Annotated in this window: 24 protein-coding genes and 6 tRNA genes; 16 read left to right on the top strand and 14 right to left on the bottom strand. The window is 39.9% G+C overall.

Annotated features, from left to right (window positions below):
- The first annotated feature begins 5 nt into the window (after positions 1-5).
- Both I6E11_RS01805 and I6E11_RS01800 read left to right on the top strand, forming a co-directional pair.
- Positions 6-1,664, top strand: a complete 1,659-nt coding sequence (locus I6E11_RS01805) for a S41 family peptidase (protein ID WP_235336116.1) — start codon at positions 6-8, stop codon at positions 1,662-1,664.
- Positions 1,664-2,215 (top strand): 5-formyltetrahydrofolate cyclo-ligase, encoded by a 552-nt coding sequence (locus I6E11_RS01800; protein WP_235336115.1) that lies wholly within the window; start codon positions 1,664-1,666, stop codon positions 2,213-2,215. The genes I6E11_RS01805 and I6E11_RS01800 overlap by 1 nt, the downstream gene beginning before the upstream one ends.
- On the opposite strand, the gene I6E11_RS01795 is transcribed toward I6E11_RS01800, so the two are convergent.
- Together I6E11_RS01795 and recF are read right to left on the bottom strand one after the other, a co-directional pair.
- Positions 2,202-2,492, bottom strand: a complete 291-nt coding sequence (locus tag I6E11_RS01795; RefSeq protein WP_235336114.1) for a DciA family protein — start codon at positions 2,490-2,492, stop codon at positions 2,202-2,204. The genes I6E11_RS01800 and I6E11_RS01795 overlap by 14 nt on opposite strands.
- Positions 2,479-3,603: a DNA replication/repair protein RecF gene (recF, locus tag I6E11_RS01790; protein WP_235336113.1), complete on the bottom strand. Its 1,125-nt coding sequence runs from the start codon at positions 3,601-3,603 to the stop codon at positions 2,479-2,481. Before recF ends, I6E11_RS01795 begins: the two co-directional genes overlap by 14 nt.
- A gap of 144 nt (positions 3,604-3,747) precedes the next feature.
- Between recF and I6E11_RS01785 the strand changes: the two genes are divergently transcribed.
- The 8 genes from I6E11_RS01785 (at position 3,748) to I6E11_RS01750 (ending at position 5,639) form a co-directional block, all read left to right on the top strand.
- Positions 3,748-4,425: a tetratricopeptide repeat protein gene (locus I6E11_RS01785; RefSeq protein WP_235336112.1), complete on the top strand. Its 678-nt coding sequence runs from the start codon at positions 3,748-3,750 to the stop codon at positions 4,423-4,425.
- A 101-nt stretch (positions 4,426-4,526) separates the two neighbouring features.
- Positions 4,527-5,021 carry a 6,7-dimethyl-8-ribityllumazine synthase gene (gene ribH, locus I6E11_RS01780; protein ID WP_235336111.1) on the top strand — a complete coding sequence of 165 codons (495 nt, stop codon included), beginning with the start codon at positions 4,527-4,529 and terminating at the stop codon, positions 5,019-5,021.
- 61 nt (positions 5,022-5,082) lie between these two features.
- A tRNA-Tyr gene (locus I6E11_RS01775) sits at positions 5,083-5,165 on the top strand.
- Positions 5,166-5,178: 13 nt separating this feature from the next.
- Positions 5,179-5,251, top strand: a tRNA-Gly gene (locus tag I6E11_RS01770).
- A 25-nt stretch (positions 5,252-5,276) separates the two neighbouring features.
- Positions 5,277-5,359 (top strand) — tRNA-Tyr (locus I6E11_RS01765).
- A gap of 12 nt (positions 5,360-5,371) precedes the next feature.
- A tRNA-Gly gene (locus I6E11_RS01760) sits at positions 5,372-5,444 on the top strand.
- A gap of 25 nt (positions 5,445-5,469) precedes the next feature.
- Positions 5,470-5,552: transfer RNA gene (locus I6E11_RS01755), tRNA-Tyr, on the top strand.
- A 14-nt stretch (positions 5,553-5,566) separates the two neighbouring features.
- Positions 5,567-5,639, top strand: a tRNA-Gly gene (locus I6E11_RS01750).
- Positions 5,640-5,763: 124 nt separating this feature from the next.
- Here I6E11_RS01750 and I6E11_RS01745 read toward each other — a convergent pair.
- The 5 genes from I6E11_RS01745 to nusB form a co-directional block, all read right to left on the bottom strand.
- Complete coding sequence (locus I6E11_RS01745) at positions 5,764-6,171, bottom strand: DUF5606 family protein (protein WP_235336110.1); 408 nt, start codon at positions 6,169-6,171, stop codon at positions 5,764-5,766.
- Between the two features lie 85 nt (positions 6,172-6,256).
- Positions 6,257-6,850, bottom strand: coding sequence for a dephospho-CoA kinase (gene coaE, locus I6E11_RS01740; protein ID WP_235336109.1), 594 nt, complete (start codon positions 6,848-6,850; stop codon positions 6,257-6,259).
- A complete protein-coding gene (locus tag I6E11_RS01735; protein WP_317221507.1) occupies positions 6,847-7,863 on the bottom strand; it encodes a CdaR family protein in 1,017 nt (338 codons plus the stop codon). The genes coaE and I6E11_RS01735 overlap by 4 nt, the downstream gene beginning before the upstream one ends.
- 13 nt (positions 7,864-7,876) lie before the next feature.
- Positions 7,877-8,185 (bottom strand): preprotein translocase subunit YajC, encoded by a 309-nt coding sequence (gene yajC / locus I6E11_RS01730; RefSeq protein WP_235336108.1) that lies wholly within the window; start codon positions 8,183-8,185, stop codon positions 7,877-7,879.
- Between the two features lie 50 nt (positions 8,186-8,235).
- Complete coding sequence (gene nusB, locus I6E11_RS01725; RefSeq protein WP_235336107.1) at positions 8,236-9,159, bottom strand: transcription antitermination factor NusB; 924 nt, start codon at positions 9,157-9,159, stop codon at positions 8,236-8,238.
- Positions 9,160-9,335: 176 nt separating this feature from the next.
- Between nusB and I6E11_RS01720 the strand changes: the two genes are divergently transcribed.
- The 4 genes from I6E11_RS01720 (at position 9,336) to I6E11_RS01705 (ending at position 11,547) form a co-directional block, all read left to right on the top strand.
- Complete coding sequence (locus I6E11_RS01720) at positions 9,336-9,692, top strand: DUF3276 family protein (protein WP_317221506.1); 357 nt, start codon at positions 9,336-9,338, stop codon at positions 9,690-9,692.
- Positions 9,693-9,888: 196 nt separating this feature from the next.
- The gene (locus tag I6E11_RS01715; RefSeq protein WP_235336106.1) at positions 9,889-10,494 is read left to right on the top strand and encodes a 50S ribosomal protein L25/general stress protein Ctc; all 606 of its coding nucleotides are present in this window, start codon (positions 9,889-9,891) and stop codon (positions 10,492-10,494) included.
- Positions 10,495-10,537: 43 nt separating this feature from the next.
- Positions 10,538-11,101: an aminoacyl-tRNA hydrolase gene (gene pth, locus I6E11_RS01710; RefSeq protein ID WP_235336105.1), complete on the top strand. Its 564-nt coding sequence runs from the start codon at positions 10,538-10,540 to the stop codon at positions 11,099-11,101.
- A gap of 2 nt (positions 11,102-11,103) precedes the next feature.
- The gene (locus I6E11_RS01705; protein WP_235336104.1) at positions 11,104-11,547 is read left to right on the top strand and encodes an RNA-binding S4 domain-containing protein; all 444 of its coding nucleotides are present in this window, start codon (positions 11,104-11,106) and stop codon (positions 11,545-11,547) included.
- Positions 11,548-11,791: 244 nt separating this feature from the next.
- Here the strand turns inward: I6E11_RS01705 and I6E11_RS01700 are convergent, their stop codons facing one another.
- The 4 genes from I6E11_RS01700 to pepT all read right to left on the bottom strand — a co-directional run bounded on the left by I6E11_RS01700 (position 11,792) and on the right by pepT (position 18,261).
- A complete protein-coding gene (locus tag I6E11_RS01700; protein ID WP_235336103.1) occupies positions 11,792-13,261 on the bottom strand; it encodes a tetratricopeptide repeat protein in 1,470 nt (489 codons plus the stop codon).
- A gap of 211 nt (positions 13,262-13,472) precedes the next feature.
- The gene (locus I6E11_RS01695) at positions 13,473-15,725 is read right to left on the bottom strand and encodes a cation:proton antiporter (protein ID WP_235336102.1); all 2,253 of its coding nucleotides are present in this window, start codon (positions 15,723-15,725) and stop codon (positions 13,473-13,475) included.
- 118 nt (positions 15,726-15,843) lie between these two features.
- Positions 15,844-16,929: a glycine cleavage system aminomethyltransferase GcvT gene (gene gcvT / locus I6E11_RS01690; protein WP_235336101.1), complete on the bottom strand. Its 1,086-nt coding sequence runs from the start codon at positions 16,927-16,929 to the stop codon at positions 15,844-15,846.
- Between the two features lie 105 nt (positions 16,930-17,034).
- Entirely contained in the window at positions 17,035-18,261 is a 1,227-nt protein-coding gene (gene pepT, locus I6E11_RS01685) for a peptidase T (protein WP_235336100.1), read from the bottom strand.
- Positions 18,262-18,461: 200 nt separating this feature from the next.
- On the opposite strand from pepT, the gene I6E11_RS01680 reads away from it, so the two are divergent.
- Positions 18,462-19,688, top strand: a complete 1,227-nt coding sequence (locus tag I6E11_RS01680) for a BamA/TamA family outer membrane protein (protein WP_235336099.1) — start codon at positions 18,462-18,464, stop codon at positions 19,686-19,688.
- Between the two features lie 84 nt (positions 19,689-19,772).
- Here the strand turns inward: I6E11_RS01680 and I6E11_RS01675 are convergent, their stop codons facing one another.
- Positions 19,773-21,179 (bottom strand): amidophosphoribosyltransferase, encoded by a 1,407-nt coding sequence (locus tag I6E11_RS01675; protein WP_235336098.1) that lies wholly within the window; start codon positions 21,177-21,179, stop codon positions 19,773-19,775.
- Positions 21,180-21,364: 185 nt separating this feature from the next.
- Between I6E11_RS01675 and I6E11_RS01670 the strand changes: the two genes are divergently transcribed.
- Positions 21,365-22,006 carry an HAD family hydrolase gene (locus I6E11_RS01670; RefSeq protein ID WP_235336097.1) on the top strand — a complete coding sequence of 214 codons (642 nt, stop codon included), beginning with the start codon at positions 21,365-21,367 and terminating at the stop codon, positions 22,004-22,006.
- Between the two features lie 82 nt (positions 22,007-22,088).
- Here I6E11_RS01670 and I6E11_RS01665 read toward each other — a convergent pair whose 3' ends face one another.
- On the bottom strand, positions 22,089-22,481 hold the full coding sequence (locus I6E11_RS01665) for a type II toxin-antitoxin system VapC family toxin (protein ID WP_235336096.1): 393 nt from the start codon (positions 22,479-22,481) through the stop codon (positions 22,089-22,091).
- 4 nt (positions 22,482-22,485) lie between these two features.
- Complete coding sequence (locus I6E11_RS01660) at positions 22,486-22,728, bottom strand: hypothetical protein (RefSeq protein ID WP_235336095.1); 243 nt, start codon at positions 22,726-22,728, stop codon at positions 22,486-22,488.
- Positions 22,729-23,072 lie beyond the last annotated feature (344 nt).

Here is a 23,072-nt window from a genome sequence, read left to right as displayed (position 1 = left end):
CATATATGGACAATAAGTACAAACGTTTCATGCCGATACTTCTGGCTGTAGGCATAGTAATAGGTATAGCAATAGGAGTTTTCTATACAAACCTTTACTCGGGAAACAAACTTGGGGTTATAAAAGGATCGTCTAACAAAATCAATGCACTGCTAAGAATAGTAAACGACTCTTATGTAGACACCGTAAAAATGACGGACCTGGTAGAAAAAACCATGCCGTTGATACTTTCTGAACTTGACCCTCATTCATCGTATATCCCGGCCAAAAGACTGGAAGAAGTGAATTCCGAACTTAAAGGACACTTCAGCGGAATAGGTATACAGTTCACCATAAAGGACGACACAATACACGTGAACAGCGTCATACCGGGAGGACCATCGGAAAAAGTTGGACTTATGGCAGGCGACCGCATCATAGAGGTGGACGACTCGGCGTTTGTAGGCAAGAAGGTTACAAACAGCGAGGCAATGAAAAGACTGAAAGGAGAAAAAGGAAGTAAGGTTAAACTGGGTATATTCCGTCCGGGAGAAACAGAGACTCTGTATTTTACTATCATAAGAGGTGACATACCGGTTAAAAGTGTTGACGCAGCCTATCTTATCGACGGCAAATGGGGTTACGTAAAGGTGAACAAATTTGGAGAAACCACCTACCCTGAACTGCTCTTTGCCCTTGCCAAACTTAACCAGGAAAATATGCAGGGACTGATAGTTGACCTCAGAGGAAATACCGGAGGATATATGGCAGCTGCCATCCAGATGGTAAACGAATTTCTTCCTGCCAACAAACTGATTGTATATACCGAAGGAAGAAAATATCCTAGAGAAAACTATACATCGAACGGTACTGGAAGCAACCAGAGCCTGCCTATAGTAGTATTGGTGGACGAGGGTTCGGCTTCGGCCAGTGAGATATTTGCCGGCGCCATTCAGGACAATGACAGAGGAACTATCATAGGAAGACGCTCATTTGGAAAGGGACTGGTACAGCAACCAATAGAATTTAGCGACGGTTCGGCCATCAGGCTGACAATAGCCAGATATCACACTCCTTCGGACAGATGTATCCAAAAGCCTTACGAACAGGGTAACGGAGCTGAATACGAAATGGACATTCTGACCAGATATGAACACGGTGAATTCTTCTCGGCCGACAGTATCAAGCAGAATACAGATGAGATATTCTACACCGGACTGGGAAGACCTGTTTATGGAGGAGGAGGTATAATGCCTGACATTTTCGTACCGCACGACACCATAGGAATGACTTCTTACTTCAGAATGGCAGCCAATCAGGGACTGATAATAAGATATGCATTCGACTATACTGACCAGAACAGAAACAAACTAATGGAATACAAGACTGGCGACGAGCTTACGGACTATCTGAAGAAACAGAACCTGCTTGTGAACTTCTCAAGATGGGCAGAAAAGAAAGGGCTGAAGAGAAGAAACAATATGCTTATCACATCGAAAGAACTTTTCGAAATAGGTATATATGGAAACATAGTCTACAACATGCTTGGCATGGAAGAATATATAAAATACCTGAACCACACAGACAAGACTGTAATAAAAGCGGTAGAAGTGCTTGAAAAAGGTGAGTCTGTTCCTAAAGCACCGGAAAATAATCCTGACACAGAAAAGGAAAAAGAAGCATAATGGAAGAAAAGACTGATATAAGAAAACGTATAGCTGACTTAAAAAGACAGCACACTGAGGAGGAACTGAAAACCTTATCATCGGCAGTGATGGGAAAAGTGGAAGAAAACGTAATACTGAAATGCGCAAAAACAGTATTGATGTACTACTCACTGCCAGATGAGGTACATACTCACGACTTTGTGGAAAAGTGGTGCAAGGAGAAAACTATCCTTCTGCCGGTAGTGGTCGGGGACGACCTTGAACTAAGAGTATACTCCGGAAAGGAATGTCTGACTAAAGGAAGTTATGGGATTATGGAACCTCAGGGAGAAGTTTTCAATGACCTTACCTCAATTGATGCTGCAATAATACCGGGAGTATCGTTCGACAGGCACGGAAACAGACTGGGCAGAGGAAAGGGATATTACGACCGATTCCTGAAAAAAATAAATACATTCAAGATTGGCGTCTGTTTTGAGTTCCAGCTAAGCGAAGAAATACCGCATGGAGAACACGACGTGTCAATGGATGAGGTATGGACGGAAAACGGATATGTCAGCAGAAAATAATATCAACAATGACCTGGGCTCCCACACGGGAGTTCAGGTTTTTTATTAATAATTCGCGTCCCATCTGCAATTCCTGACGTATGACCGACGATGACAGCTGTACATACAGAGTCTGATTTTTTATATATATATTTGTGGTATGTCGGAATATAACCGGACCCACCACATCCTTCCACGAATCAATAAGACGGTACTGATTAAGCGGAGTTTCCAGCCCTTCCTGACGTAATAGCTGCTTTATCACATCACCCAGTTTTTCTGTGTTATTCCTCTTCATCTTCTGTCTCCTTTCTCTCTGTTACATTACCGTTTTCTACTTCGAACAGTTTATAGTCGCCGTCTATTTTTTTCAGTATCTTGTCCAGGTGATCGCGATTGGTATCGGTTATGAAAATCTGACCGAAACTGTCGCCTGCCACAAGTTTTACTATCTGCTCTACCCTATGGGCATCAAGCTTGTCGAAAATATCGTCTAGCAATACTATCGGGGTGGTACGGCTGCCGGTACGTTTAAGGAACTCGAATTGCGCCAGTTTCAACGCTATAAGATAAGTTTTGTTCTGACCCTGCGAACCTTCGCGCTTGATAGGGAAATCGCCCAATTTCATTATAAGATCATCCTTATGTATTCCTTTCAGAGAATAGCCCATAATGAGATCGCGCTGACGGCTGTCGCGGATTATACTTAAAAGATCACCCTGCGATGCATGCGACTCGTAATCCAGACTCACTGTCTCCATATCCTCGGATATGAATGAATAATATGACTGGAATACTTTTACAAACTCGTCTATAAACTGACGGCGTTTTCTATACACCACTTCTCCGGTGGAGGCCATCATTTCCTCCCATACATTCATCAGTTCCGGCTCAGGTTCTACATCGGACTTCAACAATGTGTTACGCTGGAGCATTGCCTTGTTGTAGCGTATAAGTGCATCAAGATATTCGCGGTCGAACTGTGATATCACAACATCGATAAACCTGCGCCGTTCCTCACTACCACCTGAAATGAGTACGGAATCGGCAGGAGAAACCATGACAAGTGGTATCAGACCTATGTGGTCCGACAAACGGGTATATTCTTTCTTATTGCGTTTGAACTGTTTCTTCTGTTTGCGTTTCAGACCGCAGTACACTTCTTCCGGTTCGCATGTATCAGTCTGATAAAAACCCTGAACGACAAAAAACTCACGGTCGTGAAGTATGTTCTGTGTGTCAATGGGATTTGTGGCACTCTTGCAGAACGATAAATAATATACAGCATCCATAAGGTTGGTTTTACCCATACCGTTACGGCCTAGTATACAATTCATCTTATGTGAAAAAGAGAGTTCAGCCTGCTCTATGTTTTTGTAATTTAGTATGGAAATGCGTTTGAGCCACATAATTAAGTCCTGTTTTAGGCACAAAATTAACAATAAAAGCATGATTGATAAAAAAAGATGCCGACAAATTTCGTTTATAAACATAAATAAATTACTTTTGCTGTCCGAAATACACATTGAAATAATAATAAAAATAATATAACAATGAGTCAACAAAAAAACACAAATGATTTGCTGAACATGGAAGAAACTATCAGCAATTCTGAAGAATTCCTTATCAAAAACAAGAATTTGTTATTGGGTGCAGTTATTGCCTTGGTAGTTATAGTAGGTGGATACATGGCTTACAAGAAATTTGTATCTGAACCAAAAGAGCTGAAAGCTTCGGAAGCTATATTCAAAGGGGAACAGTATTTCGGTGCAGACAATTATGAAGCTGCATTAAACGGAGACAGCCTTGGATTTGCCGGTTTCGTGAAATTGGCTGACGAATTCAGCGGTACAAAAGCAGAAAACCTTGCAAACGCTTATGCTGGTATATGCTATGCCCAATTAGGAAAATATGAAGATGCTGAGAAATATTTGAGCAAATTCGACGGTGACGATCAGCTTGTAGCTCCTGCAGTTCTTGGTACTATGGGTAACTGCTATGCACAGATGGGACAGTTGGACAAAGCTGCTGCAACTCTTATTAAAGCTGCTAAACGTGCAAACAGCCTTTCATTAAGCCCAATCTACCTGATTCAGGCTGGACAGATTCTGGAAAAGCAAGGCAAGAACTCTGAAGCAGTTGAAGCATATAAGACTGTCAAGAAGGATTATGCCAACTCTTACCAGGCTATGGATATTGACAAATATATAGAACGCGCTTCTATAAAATAATTAATTTATACTGACAGGCACGGAGTTCCGGCATGATATATGCACAAAAAGGAGTTCCGTGCTTGTTTTTTATTTTATAATAACTAAAAATCTGAATTAAAATGGCAACAGCATACCACAACCTATCGGACTATGATTTCAATTCTGTACCAGACGCATCGGCTATGAGATTCGGCATAGTAGTGTCTGAATGGAACAGCAACATTACAGGTGCATTACTTGAAGGTGCAGTTAAAACCCTGAAAAAACACGGTGCTAAAGATGAAAACATACACGTACAAACCGTACCGGGCAGTTTTGAACTTACATATGGGGCTGCACAAATGATAAAGAGCAACAAATTTGATGCTATAATAGCTATTGGATGTGTTGTGAGAGGTGATACTCCTCACTTTGACTATGTTTGCGCCGGAACTACTCAGGGCATAGCACATCTGAATGCAACAACAGATACACCTGTAATCTACGGGCTGATTACTACCAATACAATGGAACAGGCAGAAGACAGAGCAGGAGGAAAATTAGGCAATAAAGGTGATGAATGTGCAATTACAGCAATAAAAATGATCAACTTTTCTTGTGAATTAAAAAAATAGTTGTATCTTTGCATCGCAATTGAAAAAAGCAGCATTACTTGCTGATGAATCAATAGCTAAAGGGCAAATACCAGAGTGGCCAAATGGGGCAGACTGTAAATCTGCTGGCTTACGCCTTCGGTGGTTCGAATCCATCTTTGCCCACAAAAATAGAGATGCGGAAGTAGCTCAGTTGATAGAGCATTAGCCTTCCAAGCTGAGGGTCGCGGGTTTGAGTCCCGTCTTCCGCTCTCATTATTGAAACAGTGTCTCGAAGGGCAAGTACCAGAGTGGCCAAATGGGGCAGACTGTAAATCTGCTGGCTTATGCCTTCGGTGGTTCGAATCCATCCTTGCCCACGAAATAGAGATGCGGAAGTAGCTCAGTTGATAGAGCATTAGCCTTCCAAGCTGAGGGTCGCGGGTTTGAGCCCCGTCTTCCGCTCTCATTATTGAAACAGTGTTTCGAAGGGCAAATACCAGAGTGGCCAAATGGGGCAGACTGTAAATCTGCTGGCTTACGCCTTCGGTGGTTCGAATCCATCTTTGCCCACAAAAAATAAAGATGCGGAAGTAGCTCAGTTGATAGAGCATTAGCCTTCCAAGCTGAGGGTCGCGGGTTTGAGCCCCGTCTTCCGCTCTATAAGAGTCCTGATATCAGGGCTCTTTTTTTATACTCTTCCCCACCCGGTCCATACAAACTGACGGAAATAAAAAAGACCATCCTTAAAAGATGGTCTCTTATATAATATCAGATAATAAACTTATTCTGCCTTTTTTTCTACAAACTCTGTTATACCATTTGATATCAAAAGATTATACCACTGTATGAGTTTCTTAATATCGCTAAGGTGTACTCTGTCTCTGTCATAGTTTGGAAGAACAGCTGCCATAAATTCGCCAAGTTCTTCTGCTGTAGCCTTCTTATAGTCAAGAGATGTTTCTTTTCCTTCTTCTTTTGTCTTTACAGATTCCAATACCTCAGACAATGGAACTTCATCAGCATCGGTATACATTGCAATATCACCCAATGAAATAACTTTATCAGAAGCATATATAGGTGAACGTTTCTTGTCTGCGCTTACAGATTCAACTATAAGCATATTCTTTCCTTGTGAAATCAGCTTATATAATCCTGGTTTTCCGGATATAGCCAAAATTGTTTTCAACATGTTTCTATCGTTTTTTAATTATTAATATTGGACAAAAATACAACTACCAATCGAATTACACAAGATATTGAATATCTTTTATAATCTACAATTCTGAAATAAGCTTGTCTATCTGATCATCAAGCGGCACAAGGCCGTCATTCTCAATTACAAAGTCTGATTTAAGCATTTTCTGGTCATCTGGCATCTGCAACTTGATTCTTTCCATTACTTTGTCTTTTGAAGTATTGTCGCGCGCCATAACCCGGGAAATTCTTATATCCAAAGGAGCATGTATCATCACTACCTTATCGACTATATCATTGAATCCGGCTTCGAACAAAATTGCACTTTCAATGGCCACAATATTGTGCCCCATTGAAAAACATTCGTCCGCCCACTCAAGGAAAGCTTTCTTAACCCTGGGATGAACTATAGAATTGACTTTTAAAGCATTTTCGGGCGAACTGAAAACATAAGAAGCAAGAAGCTGTTTATTCAGGTTTCCGGAAATGTATACCTGTTCTCCAAGCAACTCCTTTAATGAAGAAACTATGTTTTCGTCTTCCAACATTAACTTCTTTGCTTCCGAATCCGAATCATAAACAGGTAGTCCACGCAATCTTAGAGAGGATGAGAAATACGATTTTCCACTTCCTATACCTCCTGTAATGCCTAATGTTACACGAAGTGCTTTCATCTTATAAAATTAATAGTTTCCTCAATCAAATAGTCTACTTTCGAAGGGTTCAGTCTGATATTGGACACCGCCGGATTTGAAGAAGTAACCACCAAATCTATCTGGTCTTTGTCGGAATTAATCAAATCCTTATAATTCACTCCAATGGTAAAATCAGAGGATGTTATTGAAGAATAATCGGACAATCCCACTTTAAAAGTTAGATTAACCTTGGAAGGAAAGGTACGCAGTGTTTTATTAGGAGGAAAATCCAAACCTATAATTGGTACCTCGACTGTTTTCTCCGAATATATATCCACCGATATATCTATATTGCAATATTGCGGTTCATACTTAACACCATCAATTTTTCTTAATGAGGTGCGTAACGAAGTATTTTCTGAAAGATTTTCACATTCTACAGGCATGGTATAGGCTGTCTGCATATTTGATAGAATCTCAGAAGGCGCATATACTATTACAGAATCAGGAGTAACATTTATATTTGAAATATAATATTGCATGGCAGGAGTAATTTTTCCTGATACAGACACAGGTACTTTTTTATATATGCCACGCGAATAAACAAACCCTATGGAATCGGGATATACAGACAATAACTTTGTTGTAGGATTTAATTGAGATGCAATTCTTTTCCGTAATTCCTCTTGAGGCAAGAGTACCTTGGAAGAACTATTGTCATAATCATCAAAATCAATAGATATAGGCAAGAAGGACCTTCCAAGCATATAATTAAGCAAAACAGTACCTCTGTCTTCTACCTTTACCTTTATCTCATCCTGAAGTTCAGAAGTTATTATAACATCCTTTGGAACGGATTTAAGTCTTAGAGGAATACTGAACTCTGTTTGGAAAAGCCCATCCAGAGTCTGCAACATCCAAAAACCGAACGAAATAGCTACGAAAAAAGAAAAAATCAGAAACTCCCTGAACTTTTCTGTAAGCAGGAAGTTTCTGATTTTCTCAAATGTTTCGTTAAAAATATCTTTGATGTTCTTTTTACCGAACAACATATCAAATTATTTTTTATTTGTTTGTCTGAGCCTGAGCATCAGCATAAATTGAATTTCTGTCAACTTTTATTTTTACACTTGGAGCTATTTCTACAATTACTGCGTTATCCTCCAGTTCCTTTACTTTGCCATAGATACCTCCGGCAGTAATAACAGACTGTCCAACTTCAAGATTCTTACGGAAATTAGCTATTTCTTTCTGTTTTTTGTTCTGCGGGCGAATCATGAAAAAATACATAATGGCAAAAATAGCTACCATCATTATCAGGAAAGAATAATCTGCTCCACCCTGAGCCTGCAGCATTACTGTCAATAAATTCATAGTTTCTTGTTTTATTTTGATTAATATTAGTTACGCCAGCAAATATATTATTATTTTGTCAGCTTATTCTCCTTTTTTAATTTGTTAACTATAGCATCCAACGTTCCGTTAATGAAACCACCACTCTTTGGAGTACTATACAATTTGGCTATTTCCACGTATTCATTCAATGAGACATTAACCGGAATGTTCGGGAAACTGAGGATTTCTGCAAGAGCAATCTGCATTATGACAACATCCATCAATGCTACTCTATTCAAATCCCAATTCTTCGATGTTTCACCTATCAGATGACGATAGTATTCCGAATTCATCAATGCGCGACGGAACAAACGGCGTGCAAAATCCTGATCCTCTTCATCCTTAAACTCTGGCAACAATTCCTGTTTTGCTCCATTTTTAGGATCAAAACGTTTTATAGTCTTAAGAACGAATGTATCTACTATTTCTTTATCGTCATTCCAATACAAGCTTTGATCTTCCAGAACTTCGTCAAGCTCAAAATTATTGAAAATTATATTCTTGTAGATTTTTCTCCAGAACTCACGGTCATCATCATACGAGGTAGTTTCTGCAGCCATATATTCTGCATAAATTTCGCTCTGCTGGATTTTTTCATAAAGAGATTTCACAAAATCCTCTTCGTTGTCCCATGTTTTCTTTTGGGCTACAACGAATGCATTAAGTTCATTATTTGTCTCTAGCTGAGCAATGAACTTGTTTTCCACAAACCTCATGTTAGGTGACAAATCTTCTTTTGTAGGTGCCAGTTTGTTCTTTGCTGCATCGATTTTTTTACTTGCATAACGCGTTACAGCAACCATAAGAAGTAAAAGATAATTGTACAAATCGTACGCTTTGGATAGACTGAAGAACAACTCTTTCTCTGCAGTATCCAAGTTTTTTCCGCCATTCTGGTAATAAGCGTAAATAATCTGAACTATTTTCAGACGAATAAGAACTCTGTTTATCATATTAATAAGATGAAATTTCAAGGCACAAAAGTAAGCATTTTATTCTTTTCCGGCAACATAACTACGTATTTTTCTATTTTTTTTCACTTTTCGAATAAATTCTATACATAGTTTCTTTGAACATAAAAAAAAAATATCCAACTTTGGGCACGATTTATTTATTATATATAGTGACTATGGAAGATTTAAAAAAGAAAGCTATGACTGAAACAGACAAAGAAATTGTATTCTCAAAAGCTATTAAAGCAGGAAAAAGAATTTACTACGTTGATGTAAGAAAAAATAAAAAGGACGATATGTTCCTTGCAATAACTGAAAGTAAAAAAGTTGTTTCCGGTGAGGGGAATTCTCCTGTAGTTAACTTTGAAAAACATAAAATATTCTTATACAAAGAGGATTTTGAGAAATTTTTATGTGGACTACAAGAAGCCATTAAATTCATAGACGACAACAATCAGCAAAATAATAATATTTTGCCAGAAAATAATGAAGAAAATAACTCTACAGACTTCAAAATTGATATTGACTTCTGATAGAGCATTTTAATCAAATAAGAACTATATTATATAAATAAAAAAGAAAAGCGGTGCATAATTTGTCTGTTTGGAATAAAAGACATATCTTTGCACCGCTTTTTTAAATTCATCGTGTGTATACCACATCGTGTGATGGCGAATTAAGCAATTTATTATTCAACTTAATTTAGAGTAACACAAAATTTTAAGAAAAATGAAATCAATTGAAATCAAAGGTTCTTTGAGAACTGAAACAGGTAAGAAAGCAACTCGCGAACTTCGTAAGTGCGACAGTGTTCCATGTGTATTGTACGGAATCAACAAAGACGAAAACGGTAATCAGGTAGCAACTCATTTCACTGTTACAAACGACGGTTTACGTAATTTGGTATATACACCACATATTTACGTAGTAGACTTGAACATTGATGGCAAAGTTGTTACTGCTATCATGAAAGATATCCAGTTCCACCCTGTAACAGACAGAATTCTTCACGTAGACTTCTTGCAGATTGACGAAACTAACCCAATTGTTATGGAAGTTCCTGTTAAATTGGAAGGTCTTGCAGAAGGTGTTAAAGCCGGTGGTAAATTGGCATTGCAGGTTCGTAAGCTTAAAGTTAAAGCTTTGTACAACGTTATACCAGAAAGACTTATCGTAGATGTTACTAATTTGGGTCTTGGTAAGACTATCAAAGTTGGTGAGTTGAGCTACGAAGGATTGCAGCTTTTGAACGCAAAAGAAGCAGTTGTATGTGCAGTTAAATTGACTCGTGCAGCTCGTGGTGCTCAGGCAGCAGCAGCTTCTGGTAAGAAATAAGTAATAGTTTAAAAACTAATACAAAACAACAAATCCATATTTAATGAAATATCTGATAGTAGGATTGGGAAATATCGGTGATGAATACCGTAACACCCGTCACAATATAGGATTTATGGTATTGGACGCCCTTGCTAAGGCGTCCAATATTGTTTTTAGCGATAAGCGATATGGAGCTATAGCAAACATGTCTTTGAAAGGACGACAATTGCTCTTGCTAAAACCATCCACATACATGAATTTTAGTGGAAATGCAGTACGATACTGGATGCAACAGGAAAAAATTCCACTTGAGAATGTACTCATAATAGTTGACGATTTGGCACTGCCGTTAGGAACTCTGCGACTGAAAGGAAAAGGAAGTGATGCCGGACATAATGGTTTGAAACACATTGCAGCAACATTGGGTACACAAAACTATTCACGTCTAAGGTTCGGTATAGGCAATGACTTTCCTAAAGGTGGACAAATAGACTTTGTACTTGGCCAGTTTGATGATGAAGCTCAAAAGATTCTTCCTGAAAGGATAGAACTGGCAGGTGAAATCATTAAAAGTTTCTGCCTGGCAGGATTGAACAATACAATGAACCAATATAACAACAAATAAGTATGTCAGAAGCCAGAATCGATAAATGGTTATGGGCCGCAAGGATATTCAAAACCAGAACCATAGCTGCTGATGCTTGTAAAAAAGGCAGAATTAGTATAAACGGTGCTCAAGTAAAACCGTCAAGAATGATTAAACCTGGAGACATTATCAACGTAAAGAAATCTCCAATTACATATTCATTTAAAGTATTGCAAGCCATAGAAAAACGTGTCGGTGCAAAACTTGTACCGGAAATAATGGAGAATGTCACAACACCTGAGCAATACGAACTTCTTGAAATGAGCAAAATAAGCGGATTTATAGATCGGGCAAGAGGTACAGGAAGACCAACCAAAAAAGACAGACGTAGTCTGGATGAATTTTTCACCCCCGAATATTTCGATGATTTTGACTTTGATTTCGAAGACGATGATGAAGGCAATGATCAGGAAGAAAATGATTAACCATAAAATAAACAAAAGCCGTATCAATAATATCCATGAGCTAAGATATTAAGATACGGCTTTCTAGCGATTAAAGATATAGAATGAAAATATATGGGTGTTTTGTGTTGTTTTTTCTTACAATGCAAAGATACATATCTTCTTCTTATCAGGTAAAAAACAAGATGTACAAGAATTAATATCAAACAGTTGATTATCAACATATTGATAATTTACATGATGTACAAATCAGAAAACACCCCCATCAAAAATCAGCAATAAACTCATCAAAACTAACATTCTCAATACCCATTTTTTCTTTTAGTCTCATTTTACGTCTGGAGATGCTGGCCTTTGCAATATGATATATTTCAGAGAGCAAAGACATGGACAATTCCATTTTAACCAGACAGCAGAAGCGGATTTCATCTTCCGTCAGTTGTGGACAATACTCCTTCAGTCTATGCGAAAACATATCAAAACATGCATCAGCATTACCTATAATAATATTCCAGTCGTCATCCGAAAGATGAAGTGCCCCCTGCGCATTTTGCCTTCTCATTATAATGGGCAGAGTTACATTATTCAGCTGCTTGTAATAATCAATATTACGGTTAAGTTTTTCTATTTCCTGCTGTCTTAATTCTTCCTGCTTGCGGGCAAGAGAAATCTCTACATCCCTTCGTTTTATAGTTTCTTCCATTTTAAGGCAAGTCTCTTCCCTCAAACGTTCGGTAAGTTTCCGTTTGTTGGAACGGTAATGATGCAATAATACAGAAAGAATCATTATCAAAATTAAAGCGATAAGAACAAAATTCGAGAACATCAACTGACTGGATGCTGCTTGCATTTCCGCCTTATTAGCACGGTCCTTCTGGATATTATATTCATGAATGCCATGCATCTTTTCCAGAAATTCGTCTCTCCTGTCCAATATTATGGAATCGAGTACATCTTTATATTTTATCAGATATTCATGAGCTTGTGGGAGCATACCAAGCCTGTCATACGTTTCTGATATAGTACGATATGCCCTTACACGAAAAGTCATATCAACATTATATATATTAGGACCGATATAATACTTTGCCGAATCCAAGACACCTTCTTTGGCATAAGCCAGACCTTTCAACATCAGGAATTCATTTTTTAACTTTGGAACAGTACATATCTCTATCCCTTTGTCTGCAAAATATGCTACACTGTCCGAATTGCCTGTTTGCATATATGCACGCGCTAGATGTTTATATATATCGCATTTTGTATTATTATTCTCATGCAGAATCCCCAGGGCCTTCCGTAAGGTAGAAAATACACTAACCATATCTTTTTTATTCAGATAATGTAATGCCTGTTCATGTAAAAACTCTATATTGGCCGACGAATCGTGCAATGAGTTAAGCAGCCGTTCGGCAGAATTCATATATTTCTCTTCCATCTCAAGCCTCATCTTGAAACGGTATATCCTGGCCAGTTCCAGATTTATCTTAAAATGCAACAGACTGTCGGCACCAGCAAATTTACCAGCCATTACGTAACTGTCTATAGCTCTTAACAGATAAAAATTCCTACGCTGAATTTCACCTTGATAGAAATAAGACATTGCAAGACAGGAATCCATTTCTTCTCTGGAAAAGACCTTGATAGAAAAATTCAATATCGAATCATTTTTGGGGAAACTGTCCTTTTCACATAGTTCCTTTACCATAGAAAGTGTTTCTACGGCATGTCTCACTTCTTTATTATTACTATGTGAGCAAGATAATAAGAAAAATACCAAAAGAAAGGGGAATATCAGATATCTGAAAAAACTGTATGACGACATAAAACGTATATAAGGTTAATATTATTACGAAGATACAAAACCGTATCAATATTAATATAATATACAGAATTTTCAGATATCTTTTTTTACTCTTTTAAGGGTTATATACAGGAATAAACTATCAGGAGGCAAATAAGCTATTAAGGGCCGATTCCTCCCCTACCACCCATACTATATCCCCAACATGCAATTCCGCATCCACGTCAGGCTGATGTAAAGAAATATCGTCCGATGACTCCACTCCTACCACAAGGCAGTGATACTTGTTTCTTATTCCACTTTCACGAATAGACTTTCCTGCGAATTTTGAATTTTCAGTTACAACAAACTGTTTGAGCAACATCTCTCTTTTCTCAAAATCGTCGTCAACACAGCCTTCGGATATTGCTTCCGCATGTTCGGCAAAAGCAGACAACTGTGAGTCGGAGCCTATCACCTGGATAGTATCACCCGGGAATATCCTTGTCTGTCCTCCCGGGATATTTATTCTGTGCGTACCTCTGATTATTGATGCCACATGAACTCCGAATCTTTTTCCCAGGTTCAGTTCCATAAGCGTAAGTCCGGCCCATAATGAATCTGCCGAAATCTTTATGTCCGTCAGGTGTATATCTCTGTCAAGCAGTCGTCCTGCATATTCAGGTTTCTTGTTTCCCCTATAAATCATAAACATATCCTTCGACCTCATGTTCTGGACAAAGGTTCTCTCCATCAGGATGGACTGTTTCTTCAGGAAACGCGAGAATATCATAGTAAGGACAACTACTATAGCAACCCCAACAACAATAGCCACAGACGCCTGGAACAAATGATTAATAATGTAGATAACAAATATCACCCCTATCACTATTCTGAGGATAACTACCGAGATAAGCGGAGCATGATTAAACCTGCTGTCTTTCCACAGAGCCTTAAACTCGATTGAATGATTCTTCTTCATAATCATGGCACGCAAGAAAGGAGATATAAGAATTATCGTAATTGCAGCACCAGCCCATCGTCCCCACTTGTCGCCCAGAGCCTCTGTAAGTAAAGGGAGGATAAAACTGAAAGATATAATAATAGCCGCCACCGTCAATACCGAATAAATCACCGTAATTCTTATTATGGCATAAATCAGCGACTTCCAGTTACTCTGGTAATTAGCCGGCTGGCTTGAACCAGAATATCTTTCTATCATATTCCTCCACTTCGGAGGCATACGCTTATCTACGAAATTATATGCCGGTACAGACAGACGTATCATATAAGGTGTCAGGAATGTAGTTATCACAGACACGGCCACAACTATAGGATACAGGAAATTGCTTGTCACGTTCAGACTCACACCCAACGACGCAATGATAAATGCAAACTCACCTATCTGTGTCAAACTGAAACCACACTGCATTGACGTCTTGAGCGACTGTCCGGAAAGCAGCACGCCACCAGTGCCGAATATAGTCTGCCCTAGCAGGATAGCCACTATTATAGCTATAATCGGCCATATATATTCAACTATAAGATTAGGGTCGACCATCATACCTACTGACACGAAGAATATGGCTCCAAACAAGTCTTTCACCGGAGCCACAAGCTTTTCTATACGTTCCGAATCAAGAGTTTCGGCAAGTATGGAACCCATAATGAAAGCCCCAAATGCCGGAGAGAAACCAACCTTGGAGGCAAGAACCACCATTCCGAAACACATTCCAAGAGAGAATATCAGAAGCGTCTCGTCACTCATCAGTTTGCGTGAGCGCTTCAGGAAAGTAGGAATGAGATACATACCAACCACAAACCACAATATGAGGAAGAACACCAGTTTCAGTATACTTCCCACCATCTCCATTCCTTCAAAATTCTTGCTCACAGCCATTGTGGAAAGCATAACCATAAGTACGATGGCAAGAATATCCTCTAAAATAAGAATACTCAGTACAAGCCCCGTAAACTTCTGCTGCCTGATACCCAAATCGTCGAAAGCCTTATATATAATGGTAGTGGACGACATGGCAAGCATACCTCCCAGATAGATGCAGTCCATCTGTTTCCATCCGAATATCCACCCCACAAAAATACCTACAACTATCATACACAGGATGATAGTACATGCCGATATCACCGCCGAACCTCCTACCTTCATCAATTTCTTGAAACTGAAATCCAGTCCAAGAGCAAACAAAAGGAATATCACACCTATATCCGACCACGTTTTAATACTGTCGGCATCTGTTACTGAAGGAGTAAAAGTGAAATGCGGACTGGCCAGAAATCCGGCAACAATATAACCAAGCACCAATGGCTGTTTCAGTTTCTTGAATACAAGAGTCATTATACCGGCACATATCAATATCAAGGCCAAATCGCTTATTAAAGGAGCCAAATGAGACATAATCGTTATAAATAGTTATTACAACTGCAAAATTACTAAATAAAATAATAGCAAAAGCGGAAATCTATGCAAAATATCACATAAACTTCCGCTTTATCATATCAAAAAGACAATACTTTTATTTCCTGAAAGGTGGTTTAACTACTACAGCCTTAAGTTTTCTTCCACGATTGTCCAGACATATTTCCGTTCCCGGTTTGGAGAATTCAGTCTTGACATATCCCATACCTATACCAATCTTGCGTGTAGGCGACATGGTTCCTGAGGTAACGTTTCCTATTACATTTCCATCCATATCAGTAAGAGAATAACCATGCCTTGGAATACCTCTGTCTATCATCTCGAAACCTACAAGTTTGCGTGAAACACCCTCCGCCTTCTGTTTCTCCAGTGCTGCACGGTTAGTAAAGTTCTTACCGTCTACAAACTTGGTTATCCATCCCAGTCCGGCTTCTATAGGCGAAGTAGTATCATCAATATCGTTGCCATACAGGCAGAATCCCATTTCAAGTCGCAGTGTGTCGCGTGCACCCAGTCCTATAGGTTTTATGCCGAACTCCTCGCCTGCCTCGAACACTGCATTCCAGATTTTTTCTGCGTCCTGCGGATAAAAATAAAGTTCAAAACCTCCCGCACCCGTATATCCTGTGTTTGATATAATGACATTCCCTACTCCTGCCAGTTCGCCAACCTTAAAAGTATAGTATGGAATATCAGCCAATGTAACATCTGTAAGTTTCTGAAGCGTGTCAATAGCTTTCGGTCCCTGAATGGCCAACTGCCCGATATTGTCCGACGAATTTTCAAGCTCCGCTCCTACCGTGTTATGAGAAACACACCAGTTCCAGTCTTTCTCTATATTAGCAGCATTCACCACCAGCATATACTTTTCAGGTTCGTACGTATACACCAGCAAATCGTCCACTATCCCGCCATCCTCGTTCGGGAAACAAGTATACTGTATTTTTCCCGGAGTAAGTACCGCCGCATTGTTCGATGTAACCTGCTGAATAAATTCCAGAGCCGACGGACCTTTAACCCAGAACTCTCCCATATGCGAAACATCAAATACACCCACACCCTGACATACAGTGAGATGTTCTTCTATGATTCCGGAATATTCAATAGGCATATTGTAACCTGCAAATTCATGCATCTTAGCTCCGAGTGCTATATGCTTCTCAGTAAATGGAGTAATTTTCATAAGTATAAGTTTTAAGTTTGTGAGTTTTCAGATTTGTGGTTCACGTTATTAATCAGGTTGATAAGGTTTCGTCTTTAATCAGAAACCTTATCAACCAAAAAGAGTTTAATATCTGTTTGCAGTGAGTTCTGCAATCTTTACTATCACCTTTACAGCCTTCTCTATAGACTGGACAGGAACAAACTCATATCTTCCGTGGAAGTTCAATCCTCCTGCAAAGATATTCGGGCAAGGCAATCCCTTGAACGACAGTTGTGCACCGTCAGTACCACCACGAATGGCCTTAACCTTAGGGTCAACTCCGGCCTCCTTCATCGCACCGAAGGCTATATCAATAATATGCATCAGCGGTTCAACTTCCTGACGCATGTTATAATACTGGTCTTTAATTTCCACAGCTACAATTTCACTGCCATATTTAGCATTGATCTTGCTTGCACAATCTGCCACGAAAGCCTTTCTGCTTTCGAATTTATCCCTGTCATGGTCGCGGATGATATATGCAAGTTCCGACTGTTCCACTTCACCCTTCATACCTACCAGGTGATAGAATCCCTCGTATCCTTCTGTAGTGGCAGGAGTTTCATTTGCCGGAAGCATAGACATAAACTCATTGGCTACGAGCATTGAGTTTATCATCTTGTTTTTCGCATATCCCGGATGCACGTTTCTTCCTTTTATCATCACCTTGGCAGCCGCAGCATTGAAATTCTCGAATTCCAGTTCGCCCACTTCGCCACCATCCATAGTATAAGCCCATTTGGCACCAAATTTCTCCACATTGAATTTGTGTGCACCCAGACCGATTTCTTCATCAGGGTTGAAACCAATTCTTATTTTTCCATGCTTTATTTCCGGATGTTCCTTCAGATAAGCCACCGCCGATATTATTTCAGCAATACCCGCCTTATCGTCGGCACCAAGAAGCGTATGTCCATCAGTCACGATAAGATCCTCCCCCTTGTGGTCCAGAAGTTCTGGAAACTGTGAAGGAGAAAAAACAATATTATCCTTGCTGCAAAGAACAATATCCGTACCGTCATAGTTCTCCACTATACGAGGTTTTACATTTGCTCCGCTCATATCCGGACTTGTGTCCATATGTGCTATAAACCCTATCACCGGTACAGGTCTGTCCACATTTGCAGGCAAAGTGGCAAACAGGTAACCGTTCTCATCAAGAGAGATTTCCTCAAGGCCTAGTTCCTGAAGCTCCTGCTGCAAGTATTTTGCAAAAACCATCTGTTTTGCAGTGCTTGGAGTAACGCCTGTATTCTCATCCGATTGGGTATCAAAAGTCACATACTTTAAAAATCTGTCTATTGCTGTCATGTTTTTTATATGTTAATTGTTGATTGACGTAAAGTTAAATAAATGCTTTAAAATAACAAAGTGACATATCTCTTTTTTGTTAATTTTTCAGACTAGGAAACTCATTTAAAAGAAATACATCATAAAAACCCAAAAGTATTATCAAAAGAACACCAAACTATTGAGTAAGTTTCGTACTTTTGTACCAAAATATATATAGGATGAAATTATATACTACATTATTACTAATAGCATGTTTAGTCATGCTTCCGGTGAGAATACTTGGTCAAGAAGCTAAAACCATAAAGCAGGAAGGATCTGCCATAAGCGATACTACAGCCGTTCTCAGCAAAAAAGAACTCAAGAAACAAAAGAAAGCGAGCAGAAACGTACATTACAATATACTTGGAGGTCCCAGTTATACACCGGACTTCGGGTTGCTGGTAGGTGGTAGTGCATTGGTCACCTTCAGTATAAATCCCAAGGACAGTACCATGAAACGTTCTGTAGTACCGGCCTCAATAGCATTGATGTTCAGCGGCGGACTGAATATAGTGGTAAAGCCTCAACTTTTTTTCAAGAACGACAAGTTCCGCATTTTCGGACAATTCATTTACAAGAACACTCAGGAAAACTATTATGGCGTAGGATATACAACCAACAAAAACTATATCCGCGGCAAAGAAACCAGCCAATATAAATATAGCGGAGTACAGATTAACCCGTGGTTCCTTTTCCGGGTAAAAGAAAGCAATTTCTTTGCCGGTCCGCAAATCGACTTGAACTATGACCATATGATGAATGTGGCACCAGGCATAACACAGGACAAGGACTATATAAAGGCAGGAGGTACTGCCGAAGGGTACAGTAATTTCAGTTCCGGCCTTGGTTTCCTGTTAAGCTACGACACACGCGACATCCCAGCCAATCCGTATAAAGGTCTGTATTTCGATTTCCGCGGAATAATGTACCAGAAATGGCTAGGTAGCGACGACAACTATTATCGTCTGGAGTTCGACTACCGCCAGTACAAGTCTGTAGGCAAAAGAAAAGTCCTTGCATGGACAGTGCAGAGCAAGAACGTGTTCGGCAATAATATTCCTTTGAACAAGTATGTGCTTAGTGGTACACCGTTCGACCTCAGAGGGTACTACATGGGGCAGTTCCGAGATAAGTCGTCGCACATTGCAATGCTGGAATACAGGCAGATGTTCAATACCGACAAGAGTAACTGGTGGAAGAAAATAGCCAACCGTTTAGGATATGTGGTATGGGGAGGCGCAGGTTTCATGGGACCTAACCCAGGCAAGATTGAAGGAGTTCTGCCCAACGCCGGAATAGGCCTGCGAGTGGAAGTCCAACCACGTATGAACTTCCGCCTTGACATAGGCAGGGACTTCGTAAACAAGCAGAACCTGTTCTATGTAAATATGACAGAAGCATTCTGATAAAACATTTCATATACACGAAAAAACTCCGCAAGGTACGATGACCTGCGGAGTTTTTTATTTTATATATCTTTCTGTAATTTATCAGAAACAGCTTGAGCCGTCGAAACAGTGTGTACAAACCTTACATTTAGGAAGTCCGATAGCCTCAATAAGAGTTTCAAGAGTATTGAACTTAAGCGAAGTCAGTCCGAAACGCGATCTTATGCGTTCCACCAGCTCCTTGTACTCAGGCGAATCAGTAGTAGCATACTTATCGAGTTTTGCATTCTCGTCGCCTTCTATTTCCTTGATAATACGACGTGTGATAAGCTCCATATCGCTCTTCGACGACGTAAACCCTATGAACGGACATCCGTAGATAAGCGGCGGACAAGCTATACGCATATGTACCTCCTTTGCCCCGTAATCATAAAGGATATTCACATTATCACGAAGCTGAGTACCACGTACTATGGAATCATCACAGAACAGAAGTCTCTTTCCCTGAAGCATAGAGCGGTTAGGGATAAGCTTCATCTTAGCCACCAGCGAACGTATACTCTGATTGCTAGGAGTAAAGCTCCGCGGCCATGTAGGAGTATATTTCGCTATTGCACGATGATAAGGTATACCCTTTCCTTCGGCATAACCCAGCGCCATACCCACACCCGAGTCAGGAATACCGCATGCGCAGTCCACTTCCGAGTCGTCTGTCTGTCCCATCTTGTAGCCTGACATGAATCGCACTTCCTCAACGTTTCTACCCTCGTACGAAGAAACCGGGAAGCCATAGTAAACCCACAAAAAAGAGCAGATCTGCATTTTATCATTAGGTTTGCGCATCTGCTCCAGTCCATCGGCGCGCATACGGATGATTTCTCCCGGGCCGACATATTTTTCTATTTCAAAATCAAGGTTAGGCAAACTGCTCGACTCGCTTGTAGCAGCATATGCCCCGTTCTTCTTACCGATGATAATCGGAGTACGTCCCCATTTGTCGCGTGCAACGATAATACCATCTTCAGTAAGAATAAGCATTGAACAGGAACCTTTTATCTTATTGAATACATTCTCTATACCATCCACGAAATCCTTTCCCTGGACAATAAGCAATGCTACCAGTTCCGTCTGGTTTGTTTTACACATACTCATTTCAGACAGGTGCATGTTCGATGCCAGAAGTTCTTCCACCAACTCCTCTTCATTATTGATTTTTGCCACTGTCACTATAGCAAACTTGCCCAAGTGAGAGTTTATCATTATAGGCTGCGGATCAGTGTCACTTATCACTCCAATACCTGCATTTCCCTTAAATTGTGGTAACTCTGATTCGAACTTGGTGCGGAAATAAGAACTTTCCAAACTGTGTATAGCGCGCATGAACCCCTCACCGGCAGAGTAAGTAGCCATTCCGGCACGTTTAGTACCGAGGTGAGAATTATAGTCTGTGCCGTAAAACAAATCGGTCACACATTCAGCCTTAGAGACTGTACCAAAAAAACCTCCCATTCTTTTTAAGCAATTAAATTAGTTTAAGCGGAACAAAAGTACAAAAAATTCAGAAAATATACATAAGCATGGAGATATAAAGGTTACAAAAAAATCGTTCAAACTACAATCAGAAGACAAAAAAGCAGATTTTACTTTGGATAAAACCCATAAAGCATTACCTTTACACAAAATATAAACTTATTATGCAGAAAACTTACAAGGCTTATCTTTTCGATTTCGACTATACACTGGCCGACTCATCGCGCGGCATAGTGATGTGTTTCAGAAACGTACTCGCCATGCACGGACATGACGGCATCAGTGATGAATCGATAAAGCGTACCATAGGAAAAACTCTTGAAGAATCATTCACCATACTTACCGGCATAGATGATAAAGAAACTTTAGCAGCCTACCGCAAAGAATATGTGGCGCAGGCCGACAGACTTATGACTGCCAACACCGTACTATTTCCGGAAACACTTGATGTACTGTCACGTCTTAAGGAAAGAGGAGCAAGAATAGGGATAATCTCCACAAAGTACAGATACAGAATCATGGAGCTTTTAGGAAAGAAACTTCCCGAAGGATTTCTTGACATAATAGTAGGTGGAGAAGATGTAAAGACCCCTAAGCCATCGCCCGAAGGACTGACGTTTGCCATAAGCCATTTAGGATTAGAAACAGCCGATGTTCTGTATTGCGGCGACAGCACCGTGGATGCGGAAACGGCACGCAACGCCGGAGTCGATTTTGCAGGAGTGCTGCACGGAATGACTACACGCGAGGAACTTGAGGCATATCCTCATGCAGGAATTGTGACTTCACTTGATGGTATACTATAAAGCCTCCGGCAACCGCCGAAGGCTCCTGTTTCTTTATTCTTATATCTCACTTTTCTATAACAATTATCGCTTTATCCAGTTCTCAAAGCCTGATACCAGAGAAGTTCTTGAAGTCATGGACGTTTTCTGTCACCATCACCAAATCGTAAACAATGGCGGTACATCCTATTAGCAGATCGAAATTGTCATCGGCAGGCGTACCCGCCAAACGCAGGCGCGCTTTCTCTTTAGCAAAGAGATCGAGTGTTTCGCCAATTGGCAGCACATGCATTGAATCTATAAATTCTTCCAAGTTCTGCGTTCGGCGTGTCAGCCCTTGTCTGCTCCCCAATTCGGCACCGTATTTTAGTTCGGCCACGGTGATTTCGGAGATATAACAATTCTCAATACCAACTTGGTCTATCTTCTTATCCACATCGTATTTACCACGCAGCAGGAAGATGCAAATGTTTGTGTCAAGCAGATACTTTTCCATATCGTCAGAATGCAGTTATGTCGTCCTTAAACTTCCTATCCATTCTGACTTTTGCCGCCAAACAATCGGCATCCATACTGTCATCATCATTCCACACACCATAAAAACGGCTGGCTGATATATGTTCCGTCTTATTCTTTTTACGCATAGAATTGCTCAACCTTGCAATCAAGTCCAGCTTCATTTCATCGCTCAGATCTTTCAACAGATTCCAGTAACGGTCTGCATTGCCAACAGATAGTTCCATATTATCTTTCAATTAAAGTTCCGAAAGCGAATATAAAAAAAATATCCGATTTGCAGTATGAATTTAACACTTTATTTTAAATTATAAGGTTCATCCACACCTATTTGTTTCATAAAGCACGAAGCCCCCGGCACTGCCGAGGACTCCTATTTTTATTCTCTTATCTCACTTTTTCAATATCCGCCAATCCTACTTCCATAAGTCCATCCTTAAAAATTACCATCCCATGTTTTTTCTGATGTTAGCGCATACCGTATCAAATCTGTCAATAAGCTGCAGCCATCCTGGTACATCCCTGTTCATCCACCCCATTACTACTATCATTTCACGGTGAATATCCTCCA

Origin of the sequence: Bacteroides caecigallinarum (assembly GCF_021531075.1) — a bacterium.
GTDB classification, from domain to species: Bacteria; Bacteroidota; Bacteroidia; order Bacteroidales; family Bacteroidaceae; genus Phocaeicola; species Phocaeicola caecigallinarum_B.
The sequence above is the reverse complement of the archived record's forward strand: the minus strand, read 5'-3'. Positions and strand labels throughout refer to the sequence as shown.

Coding starts and splice junctions, on each gene's coding strand:
- I6E11_RS01660 (WP_235336095.1), bottom strand. CDS start 22,728: ATGGAACTATCTGTTGGCAATGCAGACCGTTACTGGAATCTGTTGAAA.
- I6E11_RS01665 (WP_235336096.1), bottom strand. CDS start 22,481: ATGGAAAAGTATCTGCTTGACACAAACATTTGCATCTTCCTGCTGCGT.
- I6E11_RS01715 (WP_235336106.1), top strand. CDS start 9,889: ATGAAATCAATTGAAATCAAAGGTTCTTTGAGAACTGAAACAGGTAAG.
- I6E11_RS01720 (WP_317221506.1), top strand. CDS start 9,336: ATGGAAGATTTAAAAAAGAAAGCTATGACTGAAACAGACAAAGAAATT.
- gcvT (WP_235336101.1), bottom strand. CDS start 16,929: ATGAAAATTACTCCATTTACTGAGAAGCATATAGCACTCGGAGCTAAG.
- nusB (WP_235336107.1), bottom strand. CDS start 9,159: ATGATAAACAGAGTTCTTATTCGTCTGAAAATAGTTCAGATTATTTAC.
- pth (WP_235336105.1), top strand. CDS start 10,538: ATGAAATATCTGATAGTAGGATTGGGAAATATCGGTGATGAATACCGT.
- I6E11_RS01695 (WP_235336102.1), bottom strand. CDS start 15,725: ATGTCTCATTTGGCTCCTTTAATAAGCGATTTGGCCTTGATATTGATA.
- pepT (WP_235336100.1), bottom strand. CDS start 18,261: ATGACAGCAATAGACAGATTTTTAAAGTATGTGACTTTTGATACCCAA.
- I6E11_RS01785 (WP_235336112.1), top strand. CDS start 3,748: ATGAGTCAACAAAAAAACACAAATGATTTGCTGAACATGGAAGAAACT.
- I6E11_RS01705 (WP_235336104.1), top strand. CDS start 11,104: ATGTCAGAAGCCAGAATCGATAAATGGTTATGGGCCGCAAGGATATTC.
- coaE (WP_235336109.1), bottom strand. CDS start 6,850: ATGAAAGCACTTCGTGTAACATTAGGCATTACAGGAGGTATAGGAAGT.
- yajC (WP_235336108.1), bottom strand. CDS start 8,185: ATGAATTTATTGACAGTAATGCTGCAGGCTCAGGGTGGAGCAGATTAT.
- I6E11_RS01675 (WP_235336098.1), bottom strand. CDS start 21,179: ATGGGAGGTTTTTTTGGTACAGTCTCTAAGGCTGAATGTGTGACCGAT.
- I6E11_RS01670 (WP_235336097.1), top strand. CDS start 21,365: ATGCAGAAAACTTACAAGGCTTATCTTTTCGATTTCGACTATACACTG.
- I6E11_RS01805 (WP_235336116.1), top strand. CDS start 6: ATGGACAATAAGTACAAACGTTTCATGCCGATACTTCTGGCTGTAGGC.
- I6E11_RS01795 (WP_235336114.1), bottom strand. CDS start 2,492: ATGAAGAGGAATAACACAGAAAAACTGGGTGATGTGATAAAGCAGCTA.
- ribH (WP_235336111.1), top strand. CDS start 4,527: ATGGCAACAGCATACCACAACCTATCGGACTATGATTTCAATTCTGTA.
- I6E11_RS01800 (WP_235336115.1), top strand. CDS start 1,664: ATGGAAGAAAAGACTGATATAAGAAAACGTATAGCTGACTTAAAAAGA.
- I6E11_RS01680 (WP_235336099.1), top strand. CDS start 18,462: ATGAAATTATATACTACATTATTACTAATAGCATGTTTAGTCATGCTT.
- I6E11_RS01735 (WP_317221507.1), bottom strand. CDS start 7,863: ATGTTGTTCGGTAAAAAGAACATCAAAGATATTTTTAACGAAACATTT.
- I6E11_RS01745 (WP_235336110.1), bottom strand. CDS start 6,171: ATGTTGAAAACAATTTTGGCTATATCCGGAAAACCAGGATTATATAAG.
- recF (WP_235336113.1), bottom strand. CDS start 3,603: ATGTGGCTCAAACGCATTTCCATACTAAATTACAAAAACATAGAGCAG.